The following is a 14,028-nucleotide window of genomic DNA, read 5'->3' on the forward strand; positions in this document are numbered from 1 at the left end:
GATCATTGACGTGATGGAGTGAGTGGAAATGGAAACGAAACGACTCGTGAATTGGCGCATCCTCATTTGTGCGTTATGCCTGATTTTGATCTTTTCAGGCTTGAGCATTCGGATCTACTGGATTCAAACGGTAGACGCAGCTCGAATCATGGGACAGGCACAGGAGCAATGGGACCGGAATCGGACCCTGCAGCCGACGCGCGGTGCCATCAAAGACCGAAACGGCGAAATTCTCGCCTTCCAAGGCAAGGCATACACCGTGAACGCCAGGCTGAAAGGGCGGGATGAAAAAGATCAGGACGTCGTCAAGGACCCTTACTACACAGCAAACAGTCTGGCCCCCATTCTCAACGCTCCGGTGCCTGAATTGGTGAAGATGCTGACCAAGCCGAACAAGGTGGTGGAGCTGGGCCGCTACGGAAGGAAAATCAGCGAAGAGCAGAAAAAGCGGATTTTGGAGTTGCAATATCCGAAGCTGCCAAGCGGTAAGCAGGTGGAAGAAAATCAGCTTCCGGGGATTTTTCTGAATGAGACGACAAGACGCGTCTACCCGAACAACAGCTTTGCCTCGCACGTGATCGGGTATCTCGATCTGTACGATGAGCCGAAGATGGGGATCGAACTGCAGCTCAACAAGGAGCTGGCCGGAGAAGAAGGGCAGATGCAGTATAAAAGAGACGGAGCTGGCTACCAGCTACCGGATGGAGAAGGCGAATACATCCCGGCAAAAGACGGCTACGATGTCTATCTGACCATCGACAGGCAAATTCAGGATTACGTCGAACAAGCGCTGGATGTGGTGGATCGGCAGTACAAGCCAAAAGGGATGACGGTCATCGTATCCGATCCGCAGACGGGCGAAGTTTTGGCGATGGGCAATCGTTCGCAATTTAATCCCAATACGTACTATAACGGGATTTCGAACTATACGAACCACGCGATCACCTCCATGTTCGAGCCTGGCTCCACGTTCAAGATCATTACGCTGGCCGCCGCGATTGAGGAAGGCTTGTTCAACCCGAATGAGACGTATGACTCCGGGAAGTACACGATCAAGGGACAAGTTCCGATTCGCGACCATAACAACGGGGTGGGCTGGGGCAGAATTTCGTTTCTGGAAGGGGTGCAACGCTCCAGTAACGTGATGTTCGCGAAGCTCGGCTACGAGCGTCTGAAGCTGGAGAAGCTCAGGGCGTACTTCAAAAAGTTCGGGATGGGCTCCCTGACTGAAATCGAGTTGCCCTACGAAAAAGAAGGAACCCTGATTAACTTGGAAAAACCGCAGTCTCCTCGCGACTGGGCAGCGACGACCTTCGGACAAGGGGTGACGGTTACGGCGATCCAGCAAGTGATGGCGGTAGGGGCCATCGCCAACGGCGGCGAGCTGTTGAAGCCGCATATCGTCAAGGAAATGCGCGATCCGCATACAGGAGCGGTCGTGAAGCGCAGCGAGCGCGAAGTCGTGAGAAGGGTCGTCTCGGAGGCGACGGCGAAGAAGACCCGCGACATTTTGGAAACGGTCGTGACCGGCGAGCACGGAACAGGGAAGCTGTACGCCATCGACGGCTACCACGTCGCCGGGAAAACCGGTACCGCGCAAAAGTACGACCCGAACACAGGCAAGATCATGGACGGGCACTATATCGCTTCGTTTATCGGCTTTGCGCCGAAAGACAATCCGCGCCTGCTCGTCTACGTCGTAATTGACGATCCCGATACGAAAGAATGGTACGCGTACTGGGGCAAAATGATGATCGCGCCGACGTTCAAGTCGATCATGGAGCGCAGCCTGCAATACTTGCAGCAGCAGCCAGAACTGCCCCGCGCAGCAGCCGACAGCGGGAAAGGCAAGTCGACCGCTACGACCGCACAGGAGCAGGTACAGGCGGCTCAGTCTGCTGCAAGCCAGACGCTGCCGAAGTTCGTGGGCATGTCCACGACAGCGGCGCAACTGCGAGCCAAGCAGGACAATTTGACCGTGACAGTACTCGGAACCGGGACCAAGATCGTGGAGCAGTACCCTGCCGCCTACGAACAGGTAGTGCCTGGGAAGCAAATCATTTTGGTATCGGACCGCTTGACGGGCGCGAAAATGCCTGACTTCAAAGGGAAGTCGCTCAGGGAAGTCATGGAATTTGCCTCGCTGCTCGACATTGATGTCCACGCTACGGGCACGGGCTTTGTCGTACAGCAGAGCATTGCGCCGGGCACAGCGTTAAACGGCAAGGAAAAGCTGCAGATCACGCTGCAGTCCGAATCGCAGCCGCCAGCGCCGTCTCCAGCTCAGGACGGAGCGGCGACATCCGGAACCGCTCCGCCGTCAGGAACGGCGCCTCCGGCCGGAACAGGTGCAGCGACCGATCCGGCTGAACAAATGGAACAGCCTGCTGGACAATCGACAGGCCAGCAGGGCGGGGCAGAGTCGAACCAGGGAGCCCCTCCTGCCGGCACAGATGCCAGCCAAACAAGCGCAACCCCATAGTTCTATCCCGTCCCCCCAAGGAATAAGGTAAGGAAGAGACAACCTATTTCCGAGGGGGGACTCGCTTTGCGGGTATCCAATGCTACTGTACGCCGTCGCATTTTCATATCGCTGGTCATCGGCATTGTCCTGTACACGGCGCTCATCACCCGGCTCGGGTATGTGCAATTGATCGAAGGACCGAAGCTTGCCCAGATGGCTGACCAACTGTTGAACCGGGAAATCGACTTCAAGCCGAATCGCGGCCGGATTTTGGATCGGAACGGCAACGAGTTGGTGTCAAACATGACGGTGCCAACGGTAGTCGCCGTCCCCGCGCAAATCAAGGACCCGAAGGAGACGGCCCGGCAGCTCGCGATCATTTTGGAGCAAAAAGAAGAAGACGTTTATCAGGCCATCACCAAAAAACAGATGAGCAACGACAAGATTCCAGGCGGAAAAAAGCTGCCGATCGAAAAAGCGCGGAAAATCCAGGAGTTGAACCTGCCGGGGATTTATTTGGCCGGAGACTCCAAACGCTTTTATCCGAACGGGAGCATGGCCGCGCACATTCTCGGCTTTACCGGAATTGACAATCAGGGCTTGACCGGACTGGAAAAAATTTACGACCCGTTTCTGAAAGGAACCGAGGGGCACATTTCTTTTCCGTCCGATGCCAAAGGGCGCGTCATGCCTGGAGGCTCCGAAGATTACGTCCCTCCGGTGAGCGGGATGGACATGTATTTGACGATCGACAGCGCCATCCAGTCGTTTATCGAGCGGGAGCTGGACCAGGCCGTCGTCGCTTATCAGCCGGACGATGTTCTCGCCATCGCAATGAACCCGAAGACCGGAGAAATTTTGGGGATGGGCAGTCGTCCGACCTTCCAGCCGGACGAGTATCAAAACTATCCGACAGAAGTGTACAACCGCAATTTGCCGATCTGGAAAACGTATGAGCCAGGTTCGACCTTCAAAATCGTCACGCTCGCTGCCGCTTTGAACGAAGGCGTCGTCTCTTTGGAGGAAAGCTTCTACGATCCCGGCTTCATTACCGTGGCAGGCAAGCGGCTGCGCTGCTGGAAGCGGCAAGGGCACGGACAGGAGACGATGCTGGAAGTCGTGGAAAACTCGTGCAACCCCGGCTTTGTAACGATGGGGCAGCGCCTGCAAAAAGAGCGGCTGTTTGAATACATCAAAAAATTTGGCTTCGGGCAAAAAACAGGCATCGACCTGATCGGGGAAGAGAACGGGCTGTTGTTCAATCTCAGTCGCGTCGGACCTGTCGAGCTTGGCACGACTTCGTTTGGCCAAGGGGTATCGGTCACGCCGATCCAGCAAATGGCCGCAGTCTCGGCTGCGATCAACGGCGGGAAGCTGATGAAGCCGTTTGTCGCCAAGGAATGGCGGGATAGCGTCACACACGATATTGTAGCGCGGACGCTTCCGACCGAGGTGCGCCAGGTGATTTCAGCGGAAACCTCTGCCAAGGTGCGGTATGCGCTGGAGAGCGTCGTGGCCCAAGGAACAGGAAACAAGGCCTATATTGAAGGCTACCGGGTCGGCGGAAAAACGGGAACCGCGCAAAAGGTCAGAAACGGCCGCTACGTGGACGGGGAGTACATCGTGTCGTTTATCGGCTTCGCCCCTGCGGACGATCCGCAAATCGTCGTCTACTTCGCGGTCGATAATCCGAAGGCGCTGGCTTTTGGCGGACTGATTGCCGCGCCGAGCGTCAAGAGCATTATCGAATCTTCCCTGCAGTATATGAATGTGCCCAAGCGCAAGGACGGCATCGCCAAGGAGATCAACAAGGCATTGGGCGAGCGCGAGCCGATCGAGGTTCCGAACATGGTCGGGCAGACGATGAAGGACGTCGTGCAGACGTATGAGACGCTTCCGCTGGTCGTTTCCGGAAAAGGGACCTATGTCATTCAGCAGTCGCCTGCGCCTGGCGTGAAAATTGACCAGGGCGGAAAAATTCGCATACATCTTGGTGACAAATTGACCAATTAGCTATAAAATGAGATTTCGAAGGCGGAGGGAAGTAGGCTTGTCTACAGTCGCTCTGCCTTTGTTCGTCACAGAAATGGATCGGTTTCCTTTCGTAAAAAAGGGCAAATTTCTGTCTATACTAGTTGGAGAATGGGGTGCCTGTTTCATGTTTCTACGGGATCTGCTCATGCCTTTGTTGCCAGTGAAGGTTTCGGGGGATGACAGTATGGAGATTACGGGTTTGACAGCAGACTCGCGCCAGGTGAAGCCCGGCTACTTGTTTGTGTGTCTGACAGGGTACACCGTGGACGGTCATGCGTTTGCGGCCCAGGCGGTGAAAAATGGCGCCGTCGCCGTGCTATCCGAACAAGATCTGGACGTGCCAGCGACTATTGTCAGGGTGCCGGACACCCGGCGGGCAATGGCTATGCTGGCTGATCGCATTTTCGGATCTCCCACAAGAGAGTTAAAGGTGATTGGGGTTACCGGAACAAATGGGAAGACGACCACCACTCATCTGATCGACAAGATCCTGCGCGACCAGCGCAAGCAAACAGGCTTGATCGGCACGATCCACATGCGGATCGGGGATGTCACGGAAGAAGTGAAAAACACGACGCCCGATGCCGTGGACCTGCAAAGAAGCTTCCGTCGCATGTGCGATGTCCATACAGACTACGCGATTATCGAGGTGTCCTCCCACGCGCTGGAGCAGGGACGCGTGCGCGGCTGCGACATACATACCGCAGTCTTCACCAATTTGACGCAGGACCATCTCGACTACCATAAAACGATGGAAAACTACCGCTATGCCAAGTCGCTGCTGTTTTCCCAGCTCGGGAACCACTACGACCCGAACCGCCTGAAGACAGCCGTGCTGAACGCAGACGACGAGGCGTCGAAGCTGTATGCGACGGTGACCCCTGCGCGCGTCCTTACGTACGGGATCGACCAGCCGGCGGACGTGCGCGCGAAGGACATCGAAATCACGAGCAAGGGAACGTCGTTTACAGCGGAAACCTTTGCAGGCACCATTCGCCTCAACCTGAAGCTGATGGGCAAATTCAATGTGTACAACGCATTGGCCGCTATCGCGGTTACACTGGCAGAAGGCGTGAGCCTCGAAGACATCAAGGCCAGCCTGGAGGCGGTCCTCGGTGTGAACGGGCGATTCGAGTCGGTCGATGCCGGACAGCCGTTCGCCGTTCTGGTCGACTACTCCCATACGCCGGACAGCCTGGAGAACGCCTTGGTGACGGTCAAAGAGTTTGCCAAAGGCAACGTATTTTGCATCGTCGGCTGCGGCGGAGATCGCGATCGCACGAAGCGCCCGATTATGGCGAAGATCGCAACGAAGTATGCGGATATGACCGTCTTAACATCAGATAACCCTCGCTCCGAGGAGCCGCAAGCGATTATCGACGACATGCTGGCTGGCGTGCGCGACGTGGACGCTTCCCGTTACACAGCGGTGACAGACCGCCGCGAAGCGATTCATCATGCCATCTCGCTGGCAAAGGCTGACGACGTCATTTTGATCGCCGGAAAAGGTCATGAGACGTACCAGATTATTAAAGATCAAGTACTGCCCTTCGACGACCGTGAAGTAGCACGGGAAGCGATTGCCCGGTACAACCAAGAATAGAGACAGATGCGACACATTGGCATCGAAAGAAAGGAGGCTCGGGCATGTTCGCTGACAACGTCCTAATCGTCACGATCGTCGCCGCGTTTCTCATTGCCGTACTGATTGGCCCACTGTTTATTCCCTTCCTTCGCCGCCTGAAATTCGGGCAGGCCATTCGCGAGGAAGGACCGCAATCGCACTACAAGAAGGCTGGGACCCCTACCATGGGGGGTACCATCATTCTTTTGGCACTTATCTTTACCGTGTTGAAGTTTGCCAATGCCAACATGGAAATTTACTTCCTGTTACTGGTGACACTCGGCTACGGTCTGATCGGGTTTTTGGACGACTTTATCAAAATCAGAAAAAAACGCAACCTCGGTTTGACCGCCAAAGAGAAGTTTGCCGGTCAGATTTTGCTGGCAATCGGCGCGTATGTTTTGCTGCTCATGATGGGGCACGACACGTCGCTGCATCTGCCAGGAACGCCGTGGAAGCTGGAGCTCGGCTATTTCTACTTCCCGTTCCTGCTGTTTTTGCTCGTCGGCACGACCAACGCCGTGAACATTACAGACGGCCTGGACGGACTTTTGGCAGGGACAGGAGCCATCGCCTTTGGCGCGTACGCGATCATTGCCTGGTTCGGGCAGGACTACGACACGGCGATTTTCAGCGCCGCCGTCGTCGGGGCCGTTCTTGGCTTCCTCGTCTTCAACGCGCATCCGGCCCGCGTGTTCATGGGAGACACAGGCTCGCTCGGTTTGGGGGGAGCGCTTGCGGGAATTGCGATCATGACGAAAACCGAGCTGCTTTTGGCGATTATCGGCGGCGTGTTCGTCGTGGAGACACTGTCCGTCATTTTGCAGGTCGTTTCTTTCAAAACGCGCGGCAAACGGATTTTTCGCATGAGTCCGCTCCATCATCATTTTGAATTGACAGGCTGGTCCGAGTGGCGCGTCGTCGTCACCTTCTGGCTGGTCGGGATGTTTTTTGCCGGATTGGGCGTATATCTTGAGGTGGTGACAATCAGATGATTCGTTATCAAAACCAGCACATAGTCGTTTTAGGAATGGCGAAAAGCGGTGTGGCAGTGGCAAAACTGCTGCACCGCTTTGGCGCTCATGTCGTGGTCAACGATAAAAAGCCGCGCGAAGAAGCAGGTGGCATCGAGGAACTGGAGGCGCTCGGGATCACCGTCATTTGCGGCCACCATCCGGACGATTTGATTCATCCGGGCGTGGCGCTCGTCGTTAAAAATCCGGGGATTCCGTACGAAGCGCCGCCTGTGCAGCAGGCGCTCGCACTGGAAATTCCTGTCGTGACGGAGGTGGAGCTAGCCTCCCAGATTGCCAAGGCACCGATCATCGGCATTACAGGCTCCAACGGAAAGACAACCACGACGACGCTCGTCGGACAAATCCTCAAGGAAGCGGGCCTGGATGTGCTCGTTGGCGGCAACATCGGCACGGTTTTGTGCGGCCTCGCCGAAGAAGCGGGCCCGGACCAGTGGCTCGTGGCCGAACTGAGCAGCTTCCAGCTCATGGGGACGAGGGAGTTTCGTCCGCACATCGGTGTTTTGCTCAATCTGTATCCTGCTCATCTCGACTACCACCATACGATGGAGGCGTATCTGGACGCGAAGCTGAAAATGTTCGCCAACCAAACAGCAGATGATATCGCGATCCTGCCGTTTGACCAGCCGGAGATTCTCGCCAAATGCGGCGAGCTGCCTGCCCGTGTCTACTACTTCAGCAAGACGCAGCAAGTTCCGAGAGGCGCTTTTGTCCAGGATGGCGTGATCCGGTTTACAGATGGACAGGGCCAGTCGGATGACATCATCGCGGTAGCGGATATGACTGTTCCGCATTTGGACAACGCCCTGGCTGCGATTCTCGTCGCCAAGCTGGCTGGTGCCAATACAAGCGCCATCGTGCAGGTGCTGTCTACTTTTCCTGGCGTGGAGCATCGCATGGAATACGTCGATTCCATTGCCGGGGTCAAATATTACAACGACTCCAAAGCGACCAATCCGGAAGCGGCTTCCCGCGCGCTGCAGGCGTGCCAGGAGCCTGTTGTCTGGATTTGCGGCGGCCTTGACCGGGGCGTCGATTTTCGGGAGCTTTTGCCTGTCATGAAAGGACGGGTCAAAGCGGTCGTCGCGCTCGGGCAGACAGCGCCGATTTTGCTTGCGCGTGCGGAAGAAGCAGGGATTAACGAGCGAATCCATGTCGATACTGTGGAAAAAGCCGTTCTTGCTGCTTCCCGGTTGGCGCAATCAGGAGACGTAGTACTGCTCAGCCCGGCGTGTGCGAGCTGGGATATGTTCCCTTCGTTTGAGGTCAGGGGGAGCATGTTTAAGGACGGCGTGCATAGACTTAAAACAAGCCTAGCATAACGTCCCACGAAAGCCTCATGAATACAGCGCAATACGGGACGGCATGAGAAAGGATGACCTGGCACTATGAGCAAGGTACGCTCTGCCCCCGACTTCGTAATTATTTTTGCAACACTTTTTTTATTGGGAATTGGCATCGTGATGGTGTACAGCGCCAGTGCGATCGTCGCCCAGAAGCCGCCTTTTTCCGACCCGTACTTCTTTGCCAAGCGGCAGCTCATTTTTGCTTTGCTCGGCATTACCTCCATGTACATTACGATGAACATTGACTACTGGGTGTGGAAACAATGGGCCAAGCCGGGCTTTTACATGAGTATCGGCTTGTTGATACTGGTTCTCGTGATCGGGATCGAAGTGAACGGCTCCAAAAGCTGGCTTGGCTTCGGGGCTTTCGGGATTCAGCCTGGCGAATTTGCCAAGCTCGGCGTCGTCGCGTTTTTGGCGCGCTGGCTGTCGGACAACCAAAAACAGATCGTCCTGTTCCGAAAAGGGCTGATGCCTGCCCTGGCGATCCCGATGGTCTGCTTCGGGCTCATCATGCTCCAGCCGGACCTGGGAACCGGCACCGTCCTGATGGGAACGGCGGTTGTGATGATTTTTGCCTCGGGAGCGCGAATCAGCCACTTCGTCGGTCTGGGGATGATTGGCGTCGTCGGCTTTATCGGGCTGGTGTTGTCGGCCCCTTACCGCATCAAGCGGATTACGTCTTTTCTCGATCCATGGTCTGATCCGCTCGATACCGGGTACCAAATCATCCAGTCGCTGTATGCGATTGGCCCAGGCGGCTTGCTCGGCCTCGGTTTGGGACAAAGCAGGCAGAAGCATCTGTACTTGCCGGAGCCGTACAACGACTTCATTTTTTCCATCGTAGCGGAGGAGTTGGGGTTTATCGGCGGCACGCTCATCCTGCTTTTGTTCCTGCTGCTGTTGTGGAGAGGGATGCGCACCGCGATTACGGCGCCAGACCTGTTCGGAAGCCTCCTTGCGCTCGGGATCATCGGCATGATCGCTATTCAGGTCGTCATCAACATCGGCGTCGTCACGGGCATGTTCCCGGTTACCGGGATTACGCTGCCGTTTCTAAGCTACGGAGGATCATCCCTGACCTTGATGCTTACAGGGGTCGGCGTTCTCTTGAACATTTCCCGCTTTTCCCGATCATGAATTTTCAGCAGGAAGCCAGTTTTTTTCCCTGCATAAAAATAAGGGTGTGATTGTATGCGCGTCGTCCTAACAGGCGGTGGCACAGGTGGACATATTTATCCGGCGCTTGCGGTGGCGAGAGAAGTTTCTCGCCAAACACCGCAGGCTGCCTTTTTGTATATCGGCAGTAAAAAAGGGCTGGAGGCGCAGCTTGTACCGCGCACGGAAATTCCGTTCCAGTCTGTCGAGATCAGCGGCTTGAAGCGAAAGCTGTCGCTGGACAACATCAAGACTTTGTGGAAATTCGTTCGCGCGGTGTCCGAGGCGAAAAAAATGCTGCGCGACTTCCGGCCGGATGTCGTCGTCGGCACTGGCGGATACGTGTGCGGCCCGGTCGTGTACGCGGCGTCCCGTCTGGGCATTCCGACGCTGATTCACGAGCAAAACGTCGTCCCGGGCTTGACCAACAAGTTTTTGTCGCAGTCGGCTACGCGGGTGGCGGTGTCGTTTGCGGAGTCGCTCGCCTATTTTCCCAAGGGCAAAACAGTCTTTACCGGCAACCCGCGCGCGACAGAAGTGATGCACGGCAACGCGCAGGCGGGAAGAAGCTTTCTCGGGGTAGACTTTGGCAAGCGAATCGTCCTGATCTTTGGCGGCAGTCGCGGCGCACGAGCGATCAATGAAGCGGTGCTAGCTGTCGTCACACAACTGGGCCAATATGCCGATACTCATTTTGTATATGTAACGGGTGACGTTCATTTCGAGAACATCTCCAAACAACTTGCCGCAAAAGGGAAGCTTCCCGAAAACCTTTCCGTGCTTCCTTTCGTCCATAACATGCCGGACGTTTTGGCGGCGACGCATATTTTGGTTGGACGTGCCGGCGCGTCCACGCTGGCCGAAGTGACGGCGCTCGGCGTGCCGTCGATCCTCATCCCTTCTCCGTACGTGACCAACAACCATCAGGAGAAAAATGCGCGCGGCCTGGAACGGGCAGGGGCAGCGCGGGTCATTGTCGAAAAGGAACTGACCGGCGAGCGCCTGCTGGGCGAGGTAGAGAGCCTTTTGCAAAGCCGTGAGCGGTGGGCGCAGATGAAGGAAAGCGCCCTGTCGCTCGGAATGCCGCAGGCAGCGACCGAGATCGTTCGCACGCTGCAGGAAGTCTCCGGAAAAAAATGATCGGATGGGCGATTGTCACGCCGCTCTGGGCGATGGCATAGTATGGAGCAAACACGTGAGAAGACTTAAAGGTCCGACCTAGCAAACGTATCAGGAGGTTCACAAATGAAAAAAATCGCAGATGAGCTGAAGCAAGCAGGAATCGAAAAAGTGTGGACCAATGAACCTCTCGCCAATCATACGACTTGGCGGATCGGGGGTCCTGCTGATTTGTTGATCCAGCCCAAGGACAAAGAATCCTTGCTAAAAGCCTTGCAAATCATCCATCGTCATGAAATTCCTTGGAGTGTTATCGGGCGCGGCTCCAACCTTCTGGTGAGGGACGGAGGGATTCGCGGAGCCGTGCTCAAAGTGGCTGAGGGCTTGAGCCACTGCGAGTTCAGGGATGAAGAGGTGTGTGTGGGTGCCGGATATTCCATGATCCGCCTGGCGGTGGAGACAGGCAAGATGGGATTGACAGGGATGGAATTCGCAGGAGGGATTCCTGGTACGGTAGGCGGAGCCGTCTATATGAATGCAGGGGCACACGGATCTGATCTTTCACGTATTCTTATTGAAGCCGAAATCCTTTTTGCAAACGGCGAATGTAAGGTGTTGAGTAACGAGGAACTGAGCTTTAGCTATCGGACTTCACTCTTGCAGAGAGAAAAAGGGATCGTGCTGGAGGCCCGTTTCAAGCTGCGCCCTGGTGATCGCAAGCAAATTTCCGCTACGCTTTCTGCCAACAAGGAGCGGCGACGCCAGACACAGCCGTTGCAGATGCCGTGCGCCGGCAGTGTGTTCCGCAATCCGCCGAACGACCACGCAGGACGTCTGATCGAGGCAGCAGGGCTGAAAGGCTATCGAATCGGCGGAGCTCAGGTTTCGGAAAAACACTCCAATTTCATCGTGAATTGCGGAGGAGCCACGGCTACCGACGTCCTCACCTTAATCGAGCATGTACGGAGCACAATTCTTGCGACATACGGAATTGATCTGCATCCGGAAGTTCTGGTGGTGGGCGAGGGGTAACACGGAGGTGAAAGTTTGGAGACTTTTGCGATCGAAGGCGGAAGACCTCTGTCCGGTTCGCTTCGGATCCAAGGAGCTAAGAACGCTGCTCTTCCTATCCTTGCCGCTGCTGTGCTTGCGGAAGGGCAATTCTATATCTACGATGTCCCCCACTTGAAAGATATCAAGGTCATGTTGGAAATATTGACGGCGCTGGGGGCCAACACGAAGCATGTGGACGGTTGCGTCGATCTGGATACAACGTCTGTCTCCGTCCCGCATGTACCAGATGATTTAATGAGCCAGATGCGATCTTCTATTTTTCTCGCCGGGCCGCTTCTGGCCAGGTTGGGTGAAGTCACCATATCGCGTCCCGGCGGCTGCGACATTGGTGAACGCCGAATTGACCTGCATTTGTCCGGTCTTACGGCACTCGGGGCTAAAATAGAAGAATCCGAAGGCTACATTACATTTCGGGCAAAGCAATTGCGCGGGACCAATATCTTTCTTTCCTTCCCCAGCGTGGGTGCGACGGAAAATATCATGATGGCGGCGGTCTTGGCAAAAGGGACGACACGCATCTGCAATGCGGCCCGAGAGCCGGAGATTATCGACCTGCAAAACTTTCTGAACGCCATGGGCGCGCGGATCAGGGGCGCAGGCACCGATACGATCGAGATCAGCGGCGTGCCGCGGCTTCGTTCCGTCAGCTACCGGATCATCCCCGACAGAATTGTCACGGGTACGTACGTGCTGGCGGTCGGAATTGCCCAGGGCCATGTCGAACTGACGAACACGCTGCCTGAGCAGCTCACAGCATTGATTGAGGTTGCCCGTAGCTGCGGTGTTGAAATCAAAACCCGCCATGATATAATGGAAATCAAAAGCAACTCCCGTCCGCGTGCCTACGACCGGATCATCACCTCGCCGTACCCAGGGTTTCCGACAGACCTGCAGGCGCAGTTGATGGTGTTTCTGTCACAGGCGAGGGGAACCAGCGTCATCAAGGAAACGATTTTCGAAGGAAGATTCAAACATGTGAATGAATTGGCGCGAATGGGCGCCTCTATATACGTAGATCTCGGCTCTGCCATCATTCGCGGCGTAGGGAAGCTGACCGCCACGAGTGTGGAAGCGACGGATCTGCGAGCAGGAGCTGCTTTGGTCTTGGCAGGGCTTGCTGCAGAAGGCATTACCACGGTGAACCAGATCCATCATATCGATCGCGGGTACGATCGGCTGGAAGAGCAATTGCGCAGGCTGGGAGCCGATATTACGAGGGTGTCGATATGATCGAGGGAAGACAAGCGGCATAGTGCTATGCCGCTTTCCCTGTTTTGTAAAGTGGCAATTATTTGGAAAAAAACCTTTTATTTTCTTTTGTTTTGAGTAATCTTGCGGGCGATGAGCCTAGAATGCATGAGGAAGGATTCGGACATGGCGGTATTTGAAGAACGCATTCCGCAAGTCAAGCAGCAACGCCCCAGAAGAAAAGGAAACCGCAAGCTAGTTTTTCTCTTGGTGCTGTTTTTTCTTACCGTACTTATCATCGTTTTTATTCGATCACCATACAGCAAAGTGCAGGAAATTCAAGTGATCGGCAATGACATTTACCCAGCGGAGCAAATTGTCCAGCAGTCTGGCCTCGCGCGCGACATGCAATTTCTCAACGTATGGGAGAGCAGCGTGCAGAGCAACCTGCAGCCGCTGGAAGGCATCAAAAGCGTAACGGTCAGCCGCTCGTTCCCGGGAGTCATCCGCCTGCACGTGACAGAGCTGAAGCGGGTCGCTTTCTGGAACGGCCAGGACGGCAGCCGCTATCCGCTGCTCGAAAACGGGAAAGTATTGAAGCAGGTGAATTTTGCCGATCGCGTGGTGGACAGGCCGTTAATCAGCTCCTGGACAGCGCCTGAGTTCCTCCCGAACCTCGCCAAAGCGTTATCCAGACTGACGCCGAACGTGCTCGCAGAGATTTCGGACATAACTCTGACGCCAACGGTGTACGATAAGCAGCGGGTGACCTTGTACATGCGCGACGGAAACGAAGTGCGCAGTGTGGTCTACAAGCTCGACAAAATGTTGAACTGGTATCCGGCAATCGTGGCTGAGCTGCCCGCAGGTACCAAAGGGGTGCTCTCCATGTTTGAGCAGCCGTGGTTTGTTCCATACGGCGCGGCGGGAAGCGATGGCGTGCCGCTTACGGACAACCAGCAGCAAACAGAAAAGCCGCAGTAAAGG

Annotated in this window: 10 protein-coding genes; all 10 read left to right on the forward strand. The window is 55.6% G+C overall.

Going from position 1 to position 14,028, the window contains the following annotated elements:
* Positions 1-28 precede the first annotated feature (28 nt).
* The 10 genes from M655_RS10440 (at position 29) to M655_RS10485 (ending at position 14,025) form a co-directional block, all read left to right on the forward strand.
* Positions 29-2,482, forward strand: a complete 2,454-nt coding sequence (locus tag M655_RS10440; protein WP_026557386.1) for a penicillin-binding protein — start codon at positions 29-31, stop codon at positions 2,480-2,482.
* Between the two features lie 66 nt (positions 2,483-2,548).
* Positions 2,549-4,477, forward strand: a complete 1,929-nt coding sequence (locus tag M655_RS10445) for a stage V sporulation protein D (RefSeq protein WP_007784200.1) — start codon at positions 2,549-2,551, stop codon at positions 4,475-4,477.
* A gap of 145 nt (positions 4,478-4,622) precedes the next feature.
* Positions 4,623-6,101 carry a UDP-N-acetylmuramoyl-L-alanyl-D-glutamate--2,6-diaminopimelate ligase gene (locus M655_RS10450; RefSeq protein ID WP_026557385.1) on the forward strand — a complete coding sequence of 493 codons (1,479 nt, stop codon included), beginning with the start codon at positions 4,623-4,625 and terminating at the stop codon, positions 6,099-6,101.
* Positions 6,102-6,145: 44 nt separating this feature from the next.
* Complete coding sequence (gene mraY / locus M655_RS10455) at positions 6,146-7,117, forward strand: phospho-N-acetylmuramoyl-pentapeptide-transferase (RefSeq protein ID WP_005832983.1); 972 nt, start codon at positions 6,146-6,148, stop codon at positions 7,115-7,117.
* Positions 7,114-8,478: a UDP-N-acetylmuramoyl-L-alanine--D-glutamate ligase gene (gene murD / locus M655_RS10460; protein ID WP_005832981.1), complete on the forward strand. Its 1,365-nt coding sequence runs from the start codon at positions 7,114-7,116 to the stop codon at positions 8,476-8,478. The genes mraY and murD overlap by 4 nt, the downstream gene beginning before the upstream one ends.
* Positions 8,479-8,544: 66 nt before the next feature.
* Positions 8,545-9,642, forward strand: a complete 1,098-nt coding sequence (spoVE, locus tag M655_RS10465) for a stage V sporulation protein E (protein ID WP_007784210.1) — start codon at positions 8,545-8,547, stop codon at positions 9,640-9,642.
* A gap of 54 nt (positions 9,643-9,696) precedes the next feature.
* A complete protein-coding gene (gene murG / locus M655_RS10470; protein WP_005832979.1) occupies positions 9,697-10,800 on the forward strand; it encodes an undecaprenyldiphospho-muramoylpentapeptide beta-N-acetylglucosaminyltransferase in 1,104 nt (367 codons plus the stop codon).
* A gap of 105 nt (positions 10,801-10,905) precedes the next feature.
* On the forward strand, positions 10,906-11,811 hold the full coding sequence (gene murB, locus M655_RS10475) for a UDP-N-acetylmuramate dehydrogenase (RefSeq protein ID WP_005832977.1): 906 nt from the start codon (positions 10,906-10,908) through the stop codon (positions 11,809-11,811).
* A gap of 15 nt (positions 11,812-11,826) precedes the next feature.
* Positions 11,827-13,083 carry a UDP-N-acetylglucosamine 1-carboxyvinyltransferase gene (gene murA / locus M655_RS10480; protein ID WP_025845050.1) on the forward strand — a complete coding sequence of 419 codons (1,257 nt, stop codon included), beginning with the start codon at positions 11,827-11,829 and terminating at the stop codon, positions 13,081-13,083.
* Between the two features lie 144 nt (positions 13,084-13,227).
* Entirely contained in the window at positions 13,228-14,025 is a 798-nt protein-coding gene (locus M655_RS10485) for a cell division protein FtsQ/DivIB (RefSeq protein ID WP_026557384.1), read from the forward strand.
* The last annotated feature ends 3 nt before the right edge of the window (positions 14,026-14,028 follow it).

Origin of the sequence: Brevibacillus sp. NSP2.1 (genome assembly GCF_000470975.2) — a bacterium.
Classification (GTDB): domain Bacteria; phylum Bacillota; class Bacilli; order Brevibacillales; family Brevibacillaceae; genus Brevibacillus; species Brevibacillus agri.

Bases quoted from the DNA above. Each gene is read 5' to 3' on its own strand.
- M655_RS10440 (WP_026557386.1), top strand. From the start codon at position 29: ATGGAAACGAAACGACTCGTGAATTGGCGCATCCTCATTTGTGCGTTA.
- M655_RS10450 (WP_026557385.1), top strand. From the start codon at position 4,623: ATGTTTCTACGGGATCTGCTCATGCCTTTGTTGCCAGTGAAGGTTTCG.
- murG (WP_005832979.1), top strand. From the start codon at position 9,697: ATGCGCGTCGTCCTAACAGGCGGTGGCACAGGTGGACATATTTATCCG.
- mraY (WP_005832983.1), top strand. From the start codon at position 6,146: ATGTTCGCTGACAACGTCCTAATCGTCACGATCGTCGCCGCGTTTCTC.
- spoVE (WP_007784210.1), top strand. From the start codon at position 8,545: ATGAGCAAGGTACGCTCTGCCCCCGACTTCGTAATTATTTTTGCAACA.
- murB (WP_005832977.1), top strand. From the start codon at position 10,906: ATGAAAAAAATCGCAGATGAGCTGAAGCAAGCAGGAATCGAAAAAGTG.
- murD (WP_005832981.1), top strand. From the start codon at position 7,114: ATGATTCGTTATCAAAACCAGCACATAGTCGTTTTAGGAATGGCGAAA.
- M655_RS10485 (WP_026557384.1), top strand. From the start codon at position 13,228: ATGGCGGTATTTGAAGAACGCATTCCGCAAGTCAAGCAGCAACGCCCC.